At 68.5% G+C, this 19,339-nt stretch carries 13 protein-coding genes and 3 pseudogenes; 7 read left to right on the top strand and 9 right to left on the bottom strand.

Annotated elements, in window-relative coordinates; all coding sequences use genetic code 11:
* Window positions 1-18 precede the first annotated feature (18 nt).
* Together SMIR_RS05515 and SMIR_RS05520 are read right to left on the bottom strand one after the other, a co-directional pair.
* Complete coding sequence (locus SMIR_RS05515) at window positions 19-1,347, bottom strand: Dyp-type peroxidase (protein WP_168497179.1); 1,329 nt, start codon at window positions 1,345-1,347, stop codon at window positions 19-21.
* A 116-nt stretch (window positions 1,348-1,463) separates the two neighbouring features.
* Window positions 1,464-2,093 carry a hypothetical protein gene (locus SMIR_RS05520; protein ID WP_168497167.1) on the bottom strand — a complete coding sequence of 210 codons (630 nt, stop codon included), beginning with the start codon at window positions 2,091-2,093 and terminating at the stop codon, window positions 1,464-1,466.
* Between the two features lie 551 nt (window positions 2,094-2,644).
* Between SMIR_RS05520 and SMIR_RS05525 the strand changes: the two genes are divergently transcribed.
* Window positions 2,645-3,442: a hypothetical protein gene (locus SMIR_RS05525; RefSeq protein WP_168497177.1), complete on the top strand. Its 798-nt coding sequence runs from the start codon at window positions 2,645-2,647 to the stop codon at window positions 3,440-3,442.
* A gap of 789 nt (window positions 3,443-4,231) precedes the next feature.
* Here SMIR_RS05525 and SMIR_RS05530 read toward each other — a convergent pair.
* The 4 genes and pseudogenes from SMIR_RS05530 to SMIR_RS05550 all read right to left on the bottom strand — a co-directional run bounded on the left by SMIR_RS05530 (window position 4,232) and on the right by SMIR_RS05550 (window position 8,049).
* Complete coding sequence (locus SMIR_RS05530) at window positions 4,232-4,819, bottom strand: TetR-like C-terminal domain-containing protein (RefSeq protein WP_168497175.1); 588 nt, start codon at window positions 4,817-4,819, stop codon at window positions 4,232-4,234.
* Window positions 4,820-5,041: 222 nt separating this feature from the next.
* Window positions 5,042-6,553: an MFS transporter gene (locus tag SMIR_RS05535; protein ID WP_212726686.1), complete on the bottom strand. Its 1,512-nt coding sequence runs from the start codon at window positions 6,551-6,553 to the stop codon at window positions 5,042-5,044.
* A 69-nt stretch (window positions 6,554-6,622) separates the two neighbouring features.
* Window positions 6,623-7,355, bottom strand: a pseudogene (locus tag SMIR_RS44860) (NAD(P)/FAD-dependent oxidoreductase); the annotation flags it as partial.
* 64 nt (window positions 7,356-7,419) lie between these two features.
* On the bottom strand, window positions 7,420-8,049 hold the full coding sequence (locus tag SMIR_RS05550) for a hypothetical protein (protein WP_168497167.1): 630 nt from the start codon (window positions 8,047-8,049) through the stop codon (window positions 7,420-7,422).
* A 691-nt stretch (window positions 8,050-8,740) separates the two neighbouring features.
* On the opposite strand from SMIR_RS05550, the gene SMIR_RS05555 reads away from it, so the two are divergent.
* The 3 genes and pseudogenes from SMIR_RS05555 to SMIR_RS05565 form a co-directional block, all read left to right on the top strand.
* Entirely contained in the window at window positions 8,741-9,067 is a 327-nt protein-coding gene (locus tag SMIR_RS05555; protein WP_212726689.1) for a hypothetical protein, read from the top strand.
* A 390-nt stretch (window positions 9,068-9,457) separates the two neighbouring features.
* Window positions 9,458-10,594, top strand: coding sequence for a Nickel transporter NicT (gene nicT, locus SMIR_RS05560; RefSeq protein WP_422664403.1), 1,137 nt, complete (start codon window positions 9,458-9,460; stop codon window positions 10,592-10,594).
* Between the two features lie 52 nt (window positions 10,595-10,646).
* Window positions 10,647-10,877, top strand: a pseudogene (locus SMIR_RS05565) (TetR/AcrR family transcriptional regulator); the annotation flags it as partial.
* Window positions 10,878-10,937: 60 nt separating this feature from the next.
* Here SMIR_RS05565 and SMIR_RS05570 read toward each other — a convergent pair.
* On the bottom strand, window positions 10,938-15,071 hold the full coding sequence (locus SMIR_RS05570; protein WP_212726690.1) for a hypothetical protein: 4,134 nt from the start codon (window positions 15,069-15,071) through the stop codon (window positions 10,938-10,940).
* A 218-nt stretch (window positions 15,072-15,289) separates the two neighbouring features.
* Here SMIR_RS05570 and SMIR_RS05575 point away from each other — a divergent pair, with 218 nt between their 5' ends.
* Entirely contained in the window at window positions 15,290-16,264 is a 975-nt protein-coding gene (locus tag SMIR_RS05575) for a helix-turn-helix domain-containing protein (RefSeq protein WP_168497160.1), read from the top strand.
* Window positions 16,265-16,355: 91 nt separating this feature from the next.
* Here the strand turns inward: SMIR_RS05575 and SMIR_RS05580 are convergent, their stop codons facing one another.
* On the bottom strand, window positions 16,356-16,658 hold the full coding sequence (locus tag SMIR_RS05580) for an MDR/zinc-dependent alcohol dehydrogenase-like family protein (RefSeq protein WP_249938375.1): 303 nt from the start codon (window positions 16,656-16,658) through the stop codon (window positions 16,356-16,358).
* Window positions 16,659-16,691: 33 nt separating this feature from the next.
* Between SMIR_RS05580 and SMIR_RS44865 the strand changes: the two are divergent.
* Window positions 16,692-16,871, top strand: a pseudogene (locus tag SMIR_RS44865) (hypothetical protein); the annotation flags it as partial.
* Between the two features lie 137 nt (window positions 16,872-17,008).
* Here SMIR_RS44865 and SMIR_RS05590 read toward each other — a convergent pair.
* Window positions 17,009-18,736 (bottom strand): acyclic terpene utilization AtuA family protein, encoded by a 1,728-nt coding sequence (locus SMIR_RS05590; RefSeq protein ID WP_422664404.1) that lies wholly within the window; start codon window positions 18,734-18,736, stop codon window positions 17,009-17,011.
* Between the two features lie 270 nt (window positions 18,737-19,006).
* Here SMIR_RS05590 and SMIR_RS05595 point away from each other — a divergent pair, with 270 nt between their 5' ends.
* Window positions 19,007-19,156, top strand: coding sequence for a hypothetical protein (locus SMIR_RS05595; protein WP_168497158.1), 150 nt, complete (start codon window positions 19,007-19,009; stop codon window positions 19,154-19,156).
* Window positions 19,157-19,339 lie beyond the last annotated feature (183 nt).

Below are 19,339 nucleotides of genomic sequence, written 5' to 3' on the forward strand. Positions count from 1 at the left end.
TGTTGCTTGTGAGAGATGTCAGGTGTTGAGATCGGCAATCCAGCGCAGCGCCGACAGTCCGGGCATGAAGCAGTACTCGCCACCCCGGTTGACGACGAACGGCGGTAGCCCCTTGAAGCGGCGGCGGATCGGTTTGCGCGGGACGGTGAACCCGCCGTCGTCGTTCGTGCCGATCAGCGGGTCCTTTTCCGCGGGCGCCCCGATGAACTTGCCGTCGTTGACCCACTGCCGCTGGACGAACTCGAACTGCCGGTCCAGGTTTGCTCCGACAAAGGCGAAGATGATGCCGCGGTCGGCGCCGTCGTCCTCCAGCACTCCCTTGGGCAGCGGCGGACCATAGGTCGTACCGCGCCGGATCATGCGGTGCAGGCGCACCTCACCGGTGACGACCGCATCCCGCGGGTTCATGCGCCGGGCGTGGGCGCCCACGGGGCACTTGAGGCCCTCCGGGTCGTCGCCGTACATGAACTCGTTGTTGCGCTTGGGATCGGCACCGAGTTCCGGATCGTCCTTGTCCGGCGTCAGCGCCAGCGGGGCGCCGCTGGGCCAGCGGCCGACGAGCTTGGCCGCCAGCAGCTCCTCGTCGGCGGTGTCGGTGGCGCGCTCGTGGAGGTACTTACGGAACTCGGCCACTCGTGTGTGCAGCTTACGGAAGGCCACGTACGTTCCGTTGCGCCCGAGCACCTCAGGCTGCGGAACGGGTGTGATGCCATGGGTCTCGTTCTTGTATCCGGTGATGAACTCGCCTGCCCTGAGCGGCTCTTCGTACGGATTGGTGCCGGGGATGCCCGTGCCCTCGATCGCCGGCTGACCGATGCCGTCCCGGAAACCGAACGGTTCCTTCTCGTCCGGTCCGACGTGCACGTCCTGCTGCCAGATGGCAACGACGTCGGGCAGATCGCGCAAGGCGTCGCGGACCAGGAGGAGGACCGTCTCCAGGCGAACGGTGTCCGGGGCGAGGCCGGCCAGTATGAGGTGCACGTCCTTCGAACCGAGCGGGCTCTCCCAGTTCTCCGGCGCGTTTTCCCCGACGTCCCCGATGTACTCCGCCCTCGCGGCCATGCCCTCGCGGAACTCCTCCGGGAAGGCGGCCAGCGACTCCTCGGGCACCCCCAAGGCCTTCAGGCCCTGGAAGCTGAGTGCCACCGCGAGCGAGACCTGACGCTCGGGGTCGAACGCGGCGACCGAGTCGAGGGCCGGGGTGAGCCGCCGCAGCAGCTCGCGCCCCTGCCGCCGGTCGTCGATGCGCAGGGCGAGGTAGGCGCCCGCGTAGGGCGTCGGCCGTGGCTCCAGAGCGGCGGCCTGGATGTCGTCGAGCTCCAGGGCGTTGCCCTTCTCGATGCTCATGATGCCTTCCAGAACTGTCTTGCGCGGACGGAGTCGTCACGCGGGTCGTGGGAGGGGGGCGGGGGTGGTGCCCCTTCCCGGAGGGGGTGGGGGTGGGCCCCCTCCGGGGGTGTGGGTCAGCTGGCGGCCTGGGCGAGCAGTGGCTTGAGGGCCGGGTGCTGGAGGGCTTCCTCGGCGGCGGGGTTGTCCAGGACGTCCTGGAAGGCGGCGTTGATCTGGTGGGCCTTGGCGATCTCCGGCATCGTCAGGGAGCCGACCGGGTTGAAGTAGGCGGCGGCCTGCTGCTGCCCGTCCTGCAGGATCTGCTTCATGCCGGCCATGTTCGCGAGGATGTGCTCCTCGAAGCCCTCGCGGGTCTTGTCGCCGGTGAGTGCCTCGAGGCCGCCGGACTTCTCGATCCACGGGGCGATCTTGGTGTCCCACTCGGTGGTGTGCTGCATCCAGTCCACGAAGTGCTCGAAGCCGACGGTCAGGAACGCGTCGTCGATGTAGGGGTCCCACTCGGTCTCGAAGGTGGTGGCCCACAGCAGGCGCGTGCCGTTGTCGAAGACCACGTGGCGGGAGTCACGCAGACCGGTCTTGATGGTGGCGGCGATGTCGCCCTGCCGCAGGGCCTCGCACATCCGCTGGCAGGCCGCCGCCACCTCCTGCTCATGTCCCGGCTTGACGTGGAAGTAGGTGGCCAGCTCGGAGACGACACCTTCGGTGCGGCCCTTGCCCGCCTTCTTCGTGATCGAAGCGGTCATGATTTCCTCCATGAGAGACCTTGTGCGCAAATGCAGTGGCATGAGCGGTATCTGCGGATAGTCGCGGGATCTGCCTTTTCGCAACCCCGATGTGAGACAGATTGACTCACAGAGAGTCTATGAGTCAACTTGTCTCAGAGAGACCTGTGTCACACCGATTCAGTCCAGGTGCGCAGTGATCGGGTCGGTGGCACCCGCCCGGACTGCGAGCCGATCGGTTGGTGCCGACAGGTTCGGCCGACTGCTGCCGAAGCCGGGAACTCGGAGGTGACAGGAACCCGCAGCTCTTCATGGGGCGAGACGGAGCTGGGTATAGGCGGCGAGGATCAGGCAGGTCCATCGGTCGCCTGCCTCGGTGGGGCGGATCTTCGGCGAGGTCCAGCTCAGGGTCTGTTTGAACAGGCGGAATGGGCCCGAGCAGACGCGGCCGGTGTAGCCCAGGCCGTCGCCGCAATCATCGCCGTCGCACGCTAGCTGGAGCTTGTCCGTTCGATCATGGTGGAGGCAGCCGGTCAAGGGAGCGAATGCGCTGCCACGTAAGCTCCGCGAATATGGATGACGTCACCCCGCCCTCCAGCTTGCTGCCGGTTTTGGCTGGTGGTGAGCCTGGCGAGACGGCAGCCCCGCTTCTGGACCGGTTGCGTGTTGCCGTTTCGCGGCGGCTTGCCGCAAATCTGCCTGTGCCAGGCTCGATGGTGCAGTGGGTGGATGAGGAGGTGGACGCTTTCGCCGACGACTCAGAATTGCTCGGCGTGCTCTTCGACCAGTTGCTTCATGCCCACGCACTGGACACTGCGACTGCAGGTGCGGCGGTGCTTCTCGCGGATGTGGTCATCGACAGTCGAGCCGCTGCCGCTGTACGTGCCGCACTGACGGTGACGCTGGCCGAAGCGGCGACGGCCGCGCTGCGTGAAGAGGCGCTGGATCCGCAGGGGTTCGTCAGTGCTGAGGCTGTGCTGCGGCAGCAGACCGACAGCGAGCGAGCTGTCCGGCAAGCCGTTCGAGGGGAGGCTCCCCGCCTGTTTGCGCAATGGGACGAGGAGCCTGAAGTGATGCAGTTCGCGCTTGCCGTGCTTGCGGCCGCCTGCGCCGGGACTGATGTCATCACGCGGATCGCAGGCCTGGCCACTGTGTGGCCGGAAACCCCTCGGGCGGCCACCTTGGCGTTGGCCTGTGCTCTGGCCGCTGACAATGAGGAGGCGATCGCGGAAGCTCTTGGCGAGACCGTCAGCCATCCCGATTACAACCCTGACGCCCAGGGAGATCCTGAGGCTCTCGTGCAAGGCCAGGGGCTGAGCCTCCTGATCGACCTCGCACAGCGTGAGATCGGCCCCCTGGTCTTCCACTGACGAACCGATCGGCTACGGGCTGCGAAGCCAGATGACGACGTGGCGGGCGCGCCACGGGGCTGCGACAAAGAGCGGTACTCGGCCGGACAAGCCCTAGTCGACGGCGGCTACACCTCCCTGGTGTACCTGGAACAGGCCGGTCAGAAACACAAGGGCACGGTCACCGACCGCTTCCGGGCAACCCCGCCCGCCAGCACCCCGGGAACGAAGGCTTCGGCCAGGACGGCTTCCACATCGACTTCGACCGCCGACAGGTGAACTGTCCCCAAGGCCAGGTCAGCAGAGGCCGGCACGGCCCCTACCCAACCTCCTCGCCCACCGCGGCCGCACTGATCGTGGCGCGGTCACCAAGGGCCAGTGCCAGCCGTGTTCGGTCCGTGCCCAGTGCACCACCTCACGCGACAGCGCCCGGAACGCGGGCTTTCCCCCACGAGAACTCCGCGACCCGCAAGTCCGCTTCCGTGCCGAACAGCAGACGCCCGATGGGCAGCCCCGGTATGCGATTCACTCCGGGGCCGAGGGGCGCCGTCAACGAGCTCGCTGACGGACACGGTATGCGCCGCTGCCGCTAACAGGGTCAGTCAAAGGCCCACCTACAACAGGTCTTCACGCCCCTCGCCGTGAACATCGAGCGCCTCAGCGGTCCGGCGCCGACCGGCAACGCAACCCCGCCCCGGTCACCGACCGCCGTCCAGGACTTCCTGGACCAGCACGGGATCCCTCGACTGACGTCCTGGCGGGCCGTCAGCGGCCGACCTCGACGACTGCAAGATCCCCGACAGCGTCAAGCTAGGACCAGCCCCGCATAGCGGCATCCACGACGGAGTCCACGGTGTCACGTCCGAGGCGGTTCCCGGCGAGAAAGCGCTCGAAGAACAGGGGGCCCGCGGTAGCCATGGCAAAGGTCTCGGGGGTGACGTCGGACCGGAGCTGGCCGCGCTCCACGGCCGCGGTGACAGCGGGGCGCAGGGCATCGGCGATCTGGTTCAGCAGCGACTCCCGGAGGCGGCGTATGCCTTCGTCATGCCGTGAGCTGCCAAGGATCGCAGCCAGGACGGCACCGGCCTGCTCGTCGTCCCACCGCTCGGCAAGCACGCCCAGACGGTGAACGAGCTCCGCTCGCGGATCGTTGCCCGAAGCGGCCCGAAGCTCCTCAGGCATCGGAGGCAAAGGCGGCATGCCGGCTTCCAGCGCGGCCAAGCGGAGGTCGAGAAGGCCGGGCCAGTGCCGATAGACGGTGGCTCTGCCTACGGCGGCACGGGCGGCAACCGACTGATGCGTCACGGCCTCCAGCCCGCCCTCCGTGAGCAACGCGGTGGCCGCCGAGACCATGGCGTCGCGGCTGCGCAACAGACGCGGATCGGTTCTGTCTTCCACCTCTCCATTCCCTTCCGTGAGACAATCCGACTTACAGCTTACTATGGGACATTCTGTCTCAGATGGAGGGAACGGGGCAGCTCAGAGAATCTGCGCGACTCTCCCGAGGCCGCCCCGTCAAAAGTACCCGGACACTGCCCCCTTTGATTCCTCGTGCACGGCAGCTGTCGCAGCGGGTGACTGCACGACCTGCGCCCCTTCTCAGACAGACCCGTTCGTTGATCACATGTGAATGACGGGCGCGGCGTTCCCGTCCTGCCGCGGCACGCCGCGGCGGTAGAGCAGGGCGGTCACGCCCAGGCCGATGACGAAGATGGCCGCCGACCACCAGTAGGCGGTGGAGTAGCCCTCGAGGCCGGCCTGGGCCAGGACGCCGGGGTCCTTGGGGTTGCGGCCGGAGAGGTAGCCGGTGACGGCGTCCGAGGCCATCGTGCTGAGCAGGGCGACGCCGATGGACCCGCCTACCTGCTGGACGGTGTTGACGGCGGCGGACGCAGCCCCTGCATCGGCCGCGGCCACGCCGGAGGTGGCCAGGCTCATCGCGGGCGCGATGACCGTGCCCAGCCCGACGCCGACGAGCATCAGCTGCGGCAGTACCGACGTCACGTATCCGCTGTTCAGGTCCAGCGTGGTCATCCAGACCAGGCCGGCGGCCGCAATGGCCATGCCCAGCGGTACCACCGGCTTGGGGCCTATACGGGGCACCACGACGTTGTTGGCCACGGCGGAGGCAGACGACGATGCCACGATCATGGGCAAAAAGGCGAAGCCGGTCTTCAGGGCGCTGTAACCGAGGCCCTGCTGCAGGTAGTAGGTCAGGAACAGGAACACGCCGAACATGCCCGCGCCGCTGACGAAGAGGGCGGCGAAGGAGGCGCCGCGGTTACGGTCGAGGAGGACCCGCAGAGGCAGCAACGGATACGCCGTCCTGCTCTGCCGCCAGACGAAGAGGGCCACCAGTACGGCACCGGCCGCCAGCATGCCCCAGGTCATCGCCGAACCCCAGCCGTGGGTCTCGGCGTTCGAGAAACCGTAAACCAGGCAGAACAGGCCGGCGGAGACCAGCAGGGTGCCGGGAATGTCGAGCTTCGAGGACCTGTCGCGCGGGGTGCGGTGCAGCAGGGCTGCGCCACCGACGAACGTCACCACTGCGAAGACCACGTTGACGTACATGGTCCAGCGCCAGTCCAGGTACTCGGTCAGCACCCCGCCGAGGATCAGGCCGATGGCTCCGCCCGCACCGGCGACCGAGCCTGCGACGGTGAAGGCTTTCGCCCGCTCGCGCGGATCGGTGAAGGTGGTCATCAGGAGCGACAGCGCGGACGGGGCCAGCAGGGCGGCGAACCCGCCCTGGATCGCGCGCGCGATGACGAGCATGCCGAAACCGTTCGCCGCGCCTCCCAGCATGGAAGCGGCCGCGAAGCCGGTCAGACCCACCAGGAAGGTCACCTTCCGTCCGACCAGGTCTGCGACCCGGCCGCCGAGCAGCAGCAGGCTGCCGAAGGCCAGCGCGTAGGCGGTGACCACCCACTGTCGGTCGGCGTCCGAGAAGCTCAGGTCGCGCTGGGCGGACGGCAGAGCGATGTTCACGATGGTGCCGTCGAGGACTCCCATCAGTTGGGCGAGGGAAATGACCATCAGAATCCACCAGCGGCGCTGGTGTGACGGGTCGACAGGCACATTCTCCGGTGCGGTCTCAGCGCCGCGAGCAGCGGCGACGGTGTTCTGTGACATGGGGACAGCCCTCCAGGCGGCGGACGGGGGTACGGCGGAAAGAGAAAGGGACAAAAACGGGCGGCGAGATCAGGCACGGCTGTGGGACGGCGTCGCCGCTTCGGTGAACGGGCCGCGCGGGTGCTCCAGTTCGATGAGGCCGACGGATTCCCGCTTCAGGACCGAGGCCAGGATCCAGTCCACAAACATGCGTATCGTGCGGTTCAGTGTCGGCACACGGCTGCCGCGGTAGAGGCGGTGGAACCACCACGCCGGGCGATCCTTGAGTTTGATCCTGTTGAAGAGGATCGCGACGCCCTTGCGGAGGCCGATGCCAACCACCGCGCCCAGGTTCTTGTGCTGATACTCCTTCAGCGGACGGCCGCGCGGAGCCGCGATCACGTTGTCGGCGAGCACCGTGGCCTGGCGTACGGCGTGATGCGCGTCGGGAGGGCACCACGCGCCCTCTTCGGCGGCCAGGTTAGGGAACCTGGGAGTTGTCGCCCGCGGCCCACGCGCGGTCGAGGCCCCTGACCTGGAGCGTGGGCAGGGTGTCGACGTGGCCACGCGAGCCGAGCGGCAGGCCGAACTGGGCCAAGGTGGGGTTGAGGCAGACACTGGCCGTCCACACGATCATGGAGGCGGCTATCTCGACACCGTTCGCCAGGACCGCGTGCTGCTCGACGCAGTACTCCATGGAGGTCTCGAGGTGCACCTCGATCGTCAGCTGAGCCATGACGTGACCGCGCACGCTGACGGCCTCCTCGAGCGACTTCGCACAGATGCCGTGCTCGGCCAGGCCGGGCATGGGGAACGTGCGGGAGCCACTGCGCCTAGCGGTCAAGGTCCCGGAGGGGGTGGGGGTGGGCCCCCTCCGGGGGTGGGGGTCAGCTGGCGGCCTGGGCGAGCAGTGGCTTGAGGGCCGGGTGCTGGAGGGCTTCCTCGGCGGCGGGGTTGTCCAGGACGTCCTGGAAGGCGGCGTTGATCTGGTGGGCCTTGGCGATCTCCGGCATCGTCAGGGAGCCGACCGGGTTGAAGTAGGCGGCGGCCTGCTGCTGCCCGTCCTGCAGGATCTGCTTCATGCCGGCCATGTTCGCGAGGATGTGCTCCTCGAAGCCCTCGCGGGTCTTGTCGCCGGTGAGTGCCTCGAGGCCGCCGGACTTCTCGATCCACGGGGCGATCTTGGTGTCCCACTCGGTGGTGTGCTGCATCCAGTCCACGAAGTGCTCGAAGCCGACGGTCAGGAACGCGTCGTCGATGTAGGGGTCCCACTCGGTCTCGAAGGTGGTGGCCCACAGCAGGCGCGTGCCGTTGTCGAAGACCACGTGGCGGGAGTCACGCAGACCGGTCTTGATGGTGGCGGCGATGTCGCCCTGCCGCAGGGCCTCGCACATCCGCTGGCAGGCCGCCGCCACCTCCTGCTCATGTCCCGGCTTGACGTGGAAGTAGGTGGCCAGCTCGGAGACGACACCTTCGGTGCGGCCCTTGCCCGCCTTCTTCGTGATCGAAGCGGTCATGATTTCCTCCATGAGAGACCTTGTGCGCAAATGCAGTGGCATGAGCGGTATCTGCGGATAGTCGCGGGATCTGCCTTTTCGCAACCCCGATGTGAGACAGATTGACTCACAGAGAGTCTATGAGTCAACTTGTCTCAGAGAGACCTGTGTCACGCCACCGCCTTCAGTTCGCATGCGGCCACGCGGGCGCAGGCGGCCCCGGCGTTCGAGAGTCGACGTCGGCACACCCGTCGATGGCGGCATCAGCAGAGAGTCCCGACGGCTGCAAGGTCATCAGTCCGCCGCAAGCCACGCCTTGACTGTTCGACAGGCCGGCACGGGCCGCGACCAGATCCAGCGGACCGCCCGCCGTTCGACATTTGTAGACATTCCCTGATATCACTGCACTTCCATACGCCGTATGGAACTTAGCGGAGTGCCACCGAACCAGCGGCTTCCGTTTCGGCTGATGGCCGTCGGCTGTGCCCTCACGAGGGGTGAACTCGCCGATGCGGCTTCGACATTGATGGGGCGCACCGCATCACCTGCATAAGTGATCGCCGGGACTGCGGATGACGCCAACGCGAAGGAGATAACCATGAGGAAGCTCACGAGGCGCATTTCTCTCGCTGCCGCCTCCACCGCGGTCGCGGGTGGAGCCATTCTTTGCGCCGGGAGCACCGCCTCGGCCGCGGTTCCTGAGTCTGCGCCCGTGGAGCGCCCGGCCGTCAGCATCAAGGCCGACGACTACCGCGGGGACCGCAGCGTTGCCTACTGGCACAACTCCGAGGAGGACTACCGCCGGGACGGATACGGCGCCCGACAGCACAGCGACCACTTCGCCGACTCGGACCGGTACGACCGCCACGGTCACTCCCACCACTGGGATGACGAGGCCAACAGCTGGAAGCGCGACAGGAACTACCGCTACGACCGGGACCGTTCCGACCGCAACTCGAACCGGTACGACCGTGACTGGGACCGGAACAACCACGACTACAACCGGTGCAACCACGACCAAGATCGCGACAACCAGTGAGACGGGCGACGTTGGCACGGGTGGGCTCAGACCGTGCACGTCGCCGTGATGTCCGCTGACGGTAGGGATGCGGACGCCGATCTCGGGGTCGACGACTCCCGACCGCGCCCAGGCAGCAGGCAGGAGGGGCTCAACGGCACCCTCCTGCCTGCACCTGTCGACATTCCATACGGCGTACGGATTGGGTGATACCGTACAGCGTATGAAACGTCCGCGCCGATTTCGTCCGGCCGGAAGACCCCTCTGGGCGCGGGCCCCCGGGCCTGCTCGTCGGAGTCAGCGGCAACACCGAGACGAGAGCCGCGGTCGGCGACGAGGTGAGAACGGCTGCTGCCCGGCGAGAGCCGCGCACCTTGATCACGTTCTTTAAGAAGTGAGGGAAGACCGCACATGACAGCCGCGCCGACGGCCACCGGCGGCCTCCGCTCCCGATGGCGACGCATATCCGGCTCGATGAGCCGTGCCGAGTGGGGCCGCGCAGCCGGCATGGCCACCTTTATCATCGCGCTCCACGTCATCGGGTGGTTCACGCTGGTGGCGATCGTGGCCCCGGAGCACTACAGCCTGGGTACCAAGGGCTTCGGGATCGGCATCGGGGTGAGCGCCTACATCCTGGGCATGCGGCACGCGTTCGACGCCGACCACATCGCCGCGATCGACAACACCACCCGCAAGCTCATGGACGAGGACCGACGTCCCCTGTCGGTCGGCTTCTGGTTCTCCCTGGGGCACTCCAGTGTCGTGTTCGTGCTGACCCTCCTGCTCTCCCTGGGCGTCAAATCCCTTGCCGCACCGGTCCGCGAGGACAACTCCGAGCTGCACCACGTCACCGAGCTGATCGGCACGACCGTCTCCGGGACGTTCCTCTACCTCATCGCCATCATCAACATCGTTATCCTTACGGGCATCTGGAAGGTGTTCCGGCAGATGCGGTCCGGCCACTTCGACGAGGCCGCGCTGGAGCAACAGCTCAACAACCGCGGCCTCGTCAACCGCCTGCTGGGACGCGTGATGAAGTCGATCACCAAGCCGTGGCAGATGTATCCACTCGGCCTGCTGTTCGGCCTCGGCTTCGACACCGCCACCGAGGTCGCTCTGCTGGTGCTGGCCGGCTCCGGAGCCGCCTCCGGCCTGCCCTGGTACGCCATCCTCTGCCTGCCGGTCCTTTTCGCGGCCGGCATGAGCCTGCTGGACACCATCGACGGTTCTTTCATGAACTTCGCCTACGGCTGGGCCTTTTCCAATCCGGTACGGAAGGTCTACTACAACCTCACCATCACCGGCCTGTCCGTCGCCGTCGCGCTGGTCATCGGCACCGCCGAGCTGTTGGGCCTGCTCGCCGACAAGGCGCGCCTGCACGGCGCGTTCTGGGACTGGATCAGCGGCCTGAACCTGAACACCGTCGGCTTCGTCATCGTCGGCCTGTTCTTCGCCACGTGGGCTGCTGCCCTGGCCGTGTGGAAGCTCGGCCGTATCGAGGAGAAGTGGACCGCCGGGCTGCAGCCCGTCGAGCAGCAGGCCGACTGACAGCGGGTGACGCGTGAGTTCGGCTGGAGGGCGCACGTGTGGTCACGGTGCCGATCGGCGCCCTGGTCTCGCCTCGGGCCGCTTCACCTGCCGCAACGCGACCACCGCCCTGTCCGCCTTGGGCAGCACCCTGATGTCCCTCGTGGCGCTGCGGCTGGCCCGCCCCGACCTCGACGGCGACGAGGCCGCCTCCAACCTGGCAGAGATGGTCCTGCGCATGCTCGGCGTCCCTCCGGACGACGCCCGTGAGGTCACCCAGCGCCCGCTGCCCGGCCTCGACTGACAGCTCAGGGGCCCGGCGTCCAGAAGGGATGCCAGGCCCCTGCGTGCTTGCGCTGGGCGCTTACCTCAGCGCCGCCAGGGCTGCGTCGACGCCCGCGATGGGCGAGCCGAGACCGGTGACCGTGTCGTAACCCGGCCCGGCCGTGCACTCGGCACCGCAGGGGCCGTTGGAGCCGGAGGTGATGTCGCGCAGGGAGGTGCTGTCCAGCGCGTACACATCGGTGTGCGCGGTGTCACCCTCAGGGCCGTCGGAAGCCAGGTGCGGCTTGCCGGCGGCGGCCCGGAGCTGGTCGGCCGAGGCGATGATCGCGCCCCAGATCGGGGCGGACAGGCTGGTGCCGCCCACCTCGAACCACACGGACCTGGTGGCGTCACCGACGGTCATGGTCATGTAGACCGGTACACCGGTGGTGGGATCGGCGACGAAGCTGACGTCCGGCGTGGCCCGGAGCGGCGAGGACTGCACGCCGTCCTGGTAGGCCGGGCGCGGCTCGAAGTAGCTCAGGCCGCCGCCGGTGGATTTCCACGCCGTCTCGTCCGTGGTGTTGCCGTCGGCGTCCAATCGGAGGTTGGTGCCTCCGATGGCCAGGGCGTAGGGGTTGGTGGCCGAGTAGCCGCTGGGGTAGCCGGAGTCCCCGGTCGACTGGACGCAGACCGAGTCGGCCAGCTTGCAGTGGCCGTCGTAGAAGGCCTCCTCGGAGAACTCGCCGGAGCCCCAGCTGTTGCTGACCGCGGCCGGGTGCAGTGCCGCGGCGACGTCATCGGCCCGGTAGAGCGCGGCCATGGTCGGGTCTGTGCCTTCGACCAGGACGATCTTGGCGTGCGGGGCCACCGAGTGCGCCCACTCGATGTCCAGCGCCGCTTCCTCGTTCCAGCCGGTGTCGACGTCGGGCTGGGTGCCGTCCGCGTAGACCTGCTGGAAGTCGAAGCAGTCCGCTCCCGCGCTCGCCGTATCGCAGGTCTGCGGCAGGTCGAAGTGCGCGGAGAAGTGGTTCAGGTCCTGCTTCGCCGTCGGATAGTGGTAGGCGTCGACGATCGCGATCGTCTGGCCGGTGCCGTCGCCCTTGAGGCCCAGGCGTGCCTGGATCTGCTGCGGGGTGTAGCCGCGGGTGACCTCACTGGTGTTGTCCCGGCCCACGCTCAGCTTCTTGGCCGCCGCGGCTTTGCTCTGGATCTCGATCGGGACCGAAGCGGTGCCGATCGGCATGTCGAGTTCCTTCAGCGGGCTCGCGCTGCGGGGGCCGTTGTCGTCGGGCTGATCGGCCCGGGCAGCGGCCGACGGGGCCGCGACCGATGTGCCGCCGCCCGGAGGGGTCGGGATCCGGGTGGGCTCGTCCTCGGAGAGCTGGTACGTGGTCAGGCCGTGCGGGAAGTAGTCGATGTCGTTGACGCTGTCGCCGATCGCCGAGGCAGAGATTCGCAGGGCGCGCCAGTCGAGCGCGAGACCGATCATGTCGTCACCCGGCCCGTCGCCCAGCTCGGCTGTCTGGACCTGGCTCGCACCCAGGGCGGAGTCCACGGCGCTCTCGCGGAGGAACCCGTCGTTGTCCGCGAAGGGTGTGTCGTAGGACCACAGAGCCTGGTAGGCGCCGACGAACGCCTCGGTTCCGCCGACGGACTTGGCGAACACCCCGGAGTGGAAGCCGAAGAAGGTGGGCACGTCGTAGGGCTCGCTGCCGTCCGCCGGGTAGACCATGTCGTTGAACTCGCGCATCTCGACCAGGCCGGTCTTCTTGGACGCGACGAAGCCCTGTGACATCCCGGGGCTGTCGTAGGTCTTGAGCACCGCGCCCGTGCGGGAATCGAGGATCTGGACCAGGTGGTGGTAGGTCGTGAAATCGCCGGTGTACGCGAAGGCGACACCATGCCCGTCCGCGCCCGGGATGTTCGGATCGGCCAGGGCCGGGTTGGTCGGCACGATCGCGACGGCGCCCGAACCGGTCGGGGTCTCGGTCCAGACCGGGGTGCCGGTGGCGGCGTCCAGGCTGACCGCCGTCGGCGCCGGATCGGTGACCTCCCTGGGCAAGCCCCCCTTGTGCGTGCCGCCGTACTCGAAGAACAGGTGTCCGGCGTCGTCCGTGGTGACGCTGGAGAAGAACAGGCTCTTGCCCTCCGTGCCCTTCGGCCGGTACGTCCAGAGCGTCTTGCCCTGCGCGGTGTACGCGGTCAGGCTGCTGCCCGGGACGACGATCTCGGAGCCGTTGTGGCCGTTGCCCACGACCGTGAGTGAGGCGACGTAGCCGCCGGTGTGAACGTGCGCCCGCACGTCACCAGTGTGCGTGCTCACAACGGCGAAGCCCTGATCGGTCGCGGCCACCACGGAGTCACCGGCCGTGTCCTTGCCGGGGTTCGGCAGGAGACACAGGGCGTGCACCGAGCTGTCGACCGTGGCCCTCCACAGGACGGTCGGCGTCGCCTTCTTCAGGGTTTTGCCGTCGAGGGCGAAGACGCCGCGGCTCTGACCACCGGTGATCAGGTCCTTGGTCCCGTCGCCGTTCACGTCCGTGGCGACGGCCGTGTAGAGGTCGCCGGCCAGGGGCAGGGTCTGCGCCTTGCCGCTGCGGGGGTTGACCGTGTAGGCGGTGTCGTCATAGCCGACGGTGAGGAGTCCGCCTTGGTAGCGGGTGAGCGTGTCGCCGGAGACGGCACCCTCCTGCCGCCAGTCGAGGTGACCGCTCGCGGCATTGAGTCCGAGGAGCTGGGTGTGCTCGGGACCCGCGGGGGTGGCGGCGGTGTCTTTCGTCGGGTCCGAGAGCGAGGCGAACACCTCGCTGCCCTTCGCGTCGGACGACAACTCCATGGTCGGGGCGTTGGGCCCGCCGACCGTGGAGGCGGTGGCGTAGGACCAGAGGGTGTGGCCCTGACCGTCCCAGCCGGAGATGGTGTTCTGACCGTCCGACAGGTCGGCGTCGACACCGAGCTCGGCTACCGCGAACCGGGGCTGACCGCCGTGGGCGTTCGGCAGGACCTGAAACGCCTCCGGCACGGTGCCCTCACGAGAGGCGAGCACCCTACGGTCGCCGCTGTGCGCGTCGATCGCGGTCAGGTCCCAGCGCACCTTGTCGAACGGGTCGTTCTGCTCGATCACCAGGACGCGGTCCGCACCAGGGTCCTTGAACAGCATGCGCGGGTAGCCGGGCGTCTTGGCGTGCGACGCGACCGTGCCATCGGAGGCATTGAGCACCAGCACGTTGCCGGCGGCCGGGCGCGGGTTGCCCAGGCCCATGGGGGTGTCGGACCAGGACGCGGCGATCCGGCCGGCGCCCAGCGACGTCAGATCGCCCCAGCGGGCCCAGGGCGCGTGCGTCGAGTAGGTCCAGTCCGCGGTCCCGGCGAGCTTGCCGTGAGCGGCGCGGAAGCTGTAGGCGGTCAGGTTGCTGCGGCTGTCGCCCTGTTCGGCGACCGGATTAGCGCCCCAGTCCGGGCCGGTGGAGTCGGCGACGATCAACTTGCCGTCCTGGACCAGCATGGTGCCGACGGAGCCGGGAACCAGCTTGTGCCACACCGCCTTACCGGTACGGCCGTCCAGGACGGTGACGAAGGTGCCGTAGTGGAGCTGTGAACCGGGCGACGAGAACGGCCGGCCCGGCCAGTCGCCCACCACGTAGGCCACGGCGACGTCGTCGACACCGTCGCCGTTGAAGTCGCTCGTCACGTACGGGTGTTTGCCGCTGGCCGACATCTGGTACGGGTTGTAGCCCACATAGAGGTTCGGCAGATAGCCGTACGGCTGGAACCAGTTGTCAGGGGTCACCTGCCAGTCCTTGTACAAGGAGGTGGCTCCGCGGCCCCACACTTGCTTGCCCTGGGCGTCGTAACGGGCGACGGTGCCGCCACTGAAGACGCCCACCCAGTCCTTGGTCCCGCCGAGCGCCACACCCTCGCCGAAGCCCCGCGCGGTCTCCCACTGGCCCGTCCGCTTGAGGCCCGGAGCGGTGGGCGTGGCGTCCGTCCGGTTCTCCGAGCCTGCCTTCAGGCTCGGCGCCGTGCCCCGCGGGGCCGGGGCGGCAGCGGCGGGGCCCTGCTGGGCGGCCACCTGTCCGGGCGTGCCGTCTATCCGTGTCTGGTACCGCTTGCTGAGCTTCTCGATCGCGGCGGCGGTTAGCCGAATGCCCCTCGCGTCCGGCGGGGCGTCCGCCCGAGCGGGCGGCGTGACCAGCAGGGCCGCGGTAAGCCCGAGCACGGTGGTGACCATGCCGGCGCGTATTCGGATTCTCAATGGACTGTGTGCCTCTCGGGTGGGAACAGGGCGATCGCGTCGCAGGATGCGCTGGTGAACCGCCTTTGGGGAGATGCCGGTACTGTTCCAGCGCGCCCGTCCAACCGGGTGAGGAACGGCTGGCCGATACCGGTCAGCAGCCGGTAGCGGCCACACGCTGCCTGGGCCGGTCAGTGCGAAGGAGAGGCGTACCTGTGCTGGAGTCCCTGGGTCTCGACGATCCGACCGAGCGCGCCTATCGCCATCTGCTGGCTTCGCCGCCACTGACGGCGACCGAACTGGCCAGGCACCAGTCCTGCGGCACGGCACAGGCCCGCCGCATGCTGGACGAACTGGTCGCCGCGGGCCTCGCGGTACCCTCGGCGGGACGGCCCACCCGCTACGCCCCGGTGGACCCGCGCATCGGCCTGGCCGCCCTGATCCGCGCGCGCCGTCTGGAGCTGGAACGCGCGGCGGCCACGCTGGACGCCTACGGGGCCGAGTTCAACGAGCGCAAGCTGAGCTCTGATCCGAGCCGACTGGTGGAGATCGTCGAGGGGCCGACCGCGATCACCGCCTGGTTGACCGAGCTGATGGCGGGCGCCGAGCACGAGGTCCTGTGCTTCGACACCCCGCCCTATCTCACGGCCGACGCGAGTGCGTTGCAGTTCGAGGAGGACCTGCTGGCCCGTGGCGTACGGGCACGGGCGATCTACTCGAGCCAGGTGCTGGCCGTCCCGGAGCGCGCGGAACTGCTCCAGCATCTCGTGCTCCTCGGGGAACAGGCCCGGGTGCTGCCCCATGTGCCGCTGAAGCTGCTGGTCTTCGACCGCCGCGATGCCCTCGTTCCGCTCACCGCCGGCGCCGACGGCCTGCGCAGTACCGCCGCCCTGGTCCACGGGTCACCGCTGTGCGACGCCCTCGTCGAGCTCTTCGAGGCCAGCTGGCAGCAGGCCACCCCCGTGTTCGGCAGCGAGGCCCAGGAGACGGAAGAGCAGCCCGACCTCAGCGAGGCCGACCGTGCTCTGCTCCACCTGCTCCATGCCGGGCTGAAGGACGAGACCATAGCCCGCCAACTCGGCCTCAGCGAACGCACCCTGCGCCGCCGGATCACCGACCTGACCACCCGCCTCGGGGCGACGAGCCGATTCCAGGCGGGCGCGCAGGCGGCCCGCCGCGGGTGGCTCTGAACCCCCTGTGGTTCAGGGGGCCGCGAGCGACAGACCGTGGGCACAGGCGCGCACTCGCCCCTGCCCGAGGTGGTCTTGATGAACTTTCTGTTCAGTTGTCAGGGGACGAGGACGAGGCGGATCGGGTCACCGATCTTTTCTCCAGCCGGTTGACCGCGTCGGCGGCCTCGGCGAGCGGGATGTGGTCGGTGATGGAGGGTGCCAGGTCGACACGGCCTACCTCGGCCAGCCGGACCGGCTCGGTGACGGACTCGAGGCTGCCGCCGTAGTGGCCGCGCACCTGCTTGCCCCGGTAGTTGAAGGTCAGACCCTCGCTGAGGGTGATCGGCCTGGGGCTGATACCGATCAGGATGAGGACTCGGTTCAGGCCGAGCACGGCGGGCGGCCTGCTCACAGACCGTCGGCACGCAGGCGCAGTTGAAGGCGAAGCCGCGCCGGACGCTTGGACGAAGCCTGTCTTGCCTTCGAGAAGATACTCACCTACGCCACCCATTTCGGCCTGTACGCCGAGGAGATCAGCCATACCGGTGAGCAATTGAACAATTTCTCCCAGGCGTTCATCCACCTCGCCCTCATCAGCGCCGCCTTCAATCTCGACCGCACTGTGCTGACGGGCGGGTCCGGCGGCGTCCCTGGAGCAGTCGCCGTGCGAGCCCCCGATCCCGGCTCGTGCTGGAAGCCTACGCCGCGCTCGGCGCGCTGATCCCTCACCTCGGCACGGCACACCTGGTTGAGGACCCGCCCCTACCGGCAAAACGCCGTGCTACGCGGGCTGCGCCACCTGCCCGTCCAACTGTGAGGCCCGTCGTGGGTCATGGCGCCGTCAGGATCGCACCAGAGATCGCGGCACTTGATGCTGCGTGAGCGCAGCCATTCGCCGAGTGCTTTGGCCTGCGAGTCCAGCCGCAGTGTCGAGGTGGCGCCGGTCCCGAGCAGTCCTCGGACGAGGAAGTTGACCGCGCCCAGGTTGGGGAGTTCGTGGCGCGAGATCTCCAGTCCGCGTGTTTCGGGAAGAAGGCGTCGCAGTTCGTCGACGGTGAGGGTGGACCTGAGCCAGTCCCATGCCGCACCATCTCGTACCCAGACGCCGAGATTCGCGTCGCCGCCCTTGTCACCGGAGCGGGCGTGCACGATCTCACCGAGTGGGGCGACGACGAGTTCGTCTGTCCGCGGCGCAGGCACCGATGGCGCGAGCGCGGGTTCGGCCTGCCGTATTACCTCGTCACCGGCGCCGTCCGGGTTGCCGGGGGCGATGATCTCGGTCGTGCCGTCGTCGTGGTGAACCGTGCGCTGGAGCATCCGCTGGTCGAGCAGTGCGGGCCAGTAGACACCGAACGCGGACCCCGGTCGCGGAGGGCCGAGGGAGTACAGCCCGGGGTAGCTGGACAGGGCCAGCTCAACCACGCGCGACGAGAAGGCGCGCCCGGCGGCCTGCTGCGTCCCCTGCACGGTGATCCTGAGCAGCTCGGTTCCCGTGTTCTGGGTGTCGGGATCGGGCTGGGCCCGCCCGATGCGCTCGACGGCGACCGCGTCGAGCCCGTCGACGGCCTCGGCGTAGCGGTGGATGAATCGCTCCACGAGGGCGGCCTTCGCGTCGAGGTCCGTGCCGGTGAGCGCGAGGATCGCGCTGTTCGTCCAGCCTCCCACCCCTGTGATTGCGACCTTGGTCGTCCTGGACGGCGCCGTGCCTCGCACGCGGCTGATCCGGACGCGGTCCTCGCCGAGGTCTGTCAGCGTGGCGGTGTCCAGGTGGGCGGTCACGTCGGGGTTGAGATACGCGGGTTCACCGATCTCGTAGAGCAGTTGGGCGGTGACTGTGTCCTGGGTGACCACGCCGCCGGTGCCCGGATTCTTGGTGATCACCGAGGAGCCGTCGGCGGCGATCTCGGCGATCGGGAACCCCGGCTCCACGAGGTCGGGGACAGCACGGAACCCGGAGAAGTTGCCGCCGGTCGCCTGAGGCCCGCACTCGATGACGTGTCCGGCGGCGACCGCGCCGGCGAGGGCGTCGTGGTCGGTAGGCGTCCAACCCCACCACCGGGCGGCGGGACCGACGACCAGGGAGGCGTCGGTGACGCGGCCCGTGACGACGATATCGGCGCCGTCGTGGAGGGCGCGCGCGATGCCGAAGCCACCGAGGTAGGCGTTGGCCGTCAGCGACTGGTGCGTCCAGTCCGACAGCGGCTGACCACTGGTCAGGTGCGGCAGGCAATGGCCCGCCTGTCGCAGACCGTCGAGGCTGCCGAATACGTCGTCGCCTTCGATGTGGGATACCCGCAGGTCGTGACCGTGGCGTGCGATCAGTTCGCGCGTCGCGCCGGCCGGCCCGGCGGGGTTGAGCCCCCCGGCGTTGACGACGAGCCTGATCCTGTTGGCGACGAGGTGCTCGAGCGCCGCGTCGAGGTGCTGCAGGAAGGTGGTCGCAAAGCCCTTCGTGCTGTCCTTGGCGCGCGCCTTCCCGAGGATCAGCATCGTGACCTCGGCAAGGTAGTCACCGGTGAGGACGTCGATGCCGCCCGCTCAGGCCATGTCGGCCATGGCCGAGGCGCGGTCGCCGTAGAAGCCGGAGCAGTTCCCGACGCGGAGGGGGCGCCGACCCCGTTCTGATGCTGACGTCATGCCAAATCTTCCGGCGTAGAGGAGTGAAGACCGCCGGCGTTCTCTCCCTCGGCCCTGCTGACCCGTACCGTCCCTTCGAACCCCACCTCGCCGGAGGGGTGTTCCTCGGCGAGCTCAAGGGTCATGCCGTCGCCCTCGATGTGGGACAGTCCGATAGCGGCGATCACTGCGGCCGTCGACCCCGCAGAAGCGGATCGTCTCGACGACGTCGGCGAGGAGCTCAAGAAAGCAGTCGCCGTTCTCGGCCTCCGGTACGGGCTCAACCACGCCTGATCCCCCGCGTCGGCGGGCGACCCGGCTGTCGCCCTCCGGTGATGTCCAGCCGTCGCGGCAATCGCCGCCGCCCGCTGCATCCTCATCCGCGCGGCCAACAGCCCTGTCGGCTCCGCGCTCACCAAGACCCTTGTGAACTGACCGTCCACACAAGACCGTGGGCGCCGGTGCTCCCTCAAGCAC

It is taken from the genome of Streptomyces mirabilis (assembly GCF_018310535.1).
In the GTDB taxonomy this organism is placed as follows: Bacteria; Actinomycetota; Actinomycetes; order Streptomycetales; family Streptomycetaceae; genus Streptomyces.

What these genes read in the sequence shown, in the direction of transcription:
- SMIR_RS05570 (WP_212726690.1), bottom strand. Translation starts at nt 15,071, where the DNA reads ATGGTCACCACCGTGCTCGGGCTTACCGCGGCCCTGCTGGTCACGCCG.
- nicT (WP_422664403.1), top strand. Translation starts at nt 9,458, where the DNA reads ATGACAGCCGCGCCGACGGCCACCGGCGGCCTCCGCTCCCGATGGCGA.
- SMIR_RS05590 (WP_422664404.1), bottom strand. Translation starts at nt 18,736, where the DNA reads ATGCTGATCCTCGGGAAGGCGCGCGCCAAGGACAGCACGAAGGGCTTT.
- SMIR_RS05535 (WP_212726686.1), bottom strand. Translation starts at nt 6,553, where the DNA reads ATGTCACAGAACACCGTCGCCGCTGCTCGCGGCGCTGAGACCGCACCG.
- SMIR_RS05525 (WP_168497177.1), top strand. Translation starts at nt 2,645, where the DNA reads ATGGATGACGTCACCCCGCCCTCCAGCTTGCTGCCGGTTTTGGCTGGT.
- SMIR_RS05515 (WP_168497179.1), bottom strand. Translation starts at nt 1,347, where the DNA reads ATGAGCATCGAGAAGGGCAACGCCCTGGAGCTCGACGACATCCAGGCC.
- SMIR_RS05520 (WP_168497167.1), bottom strand. Translation starts at nt 2,093, where the DNA reads ATGACCGCTTCGATCACGAAGAAGGCGGGCAAGGGCCGCACCGAAGGT.
- SMIR_RS05595 (WP_168497158.1), top strand. Translation starts at nt 19,007, where the DNA reads ATGCCGTCGCCCTCGATGTGGGACAGTCCGATAGCGGCGATCACTGCG.
- SMIR_RS05550 (WP_168497167.1), bottom strand. Translation starts at nt 8,049, where the DNA reads ATGACCGCTTCGATCACGAAGAAGGCGGGCAAGGGCCGCACCGAAGGT.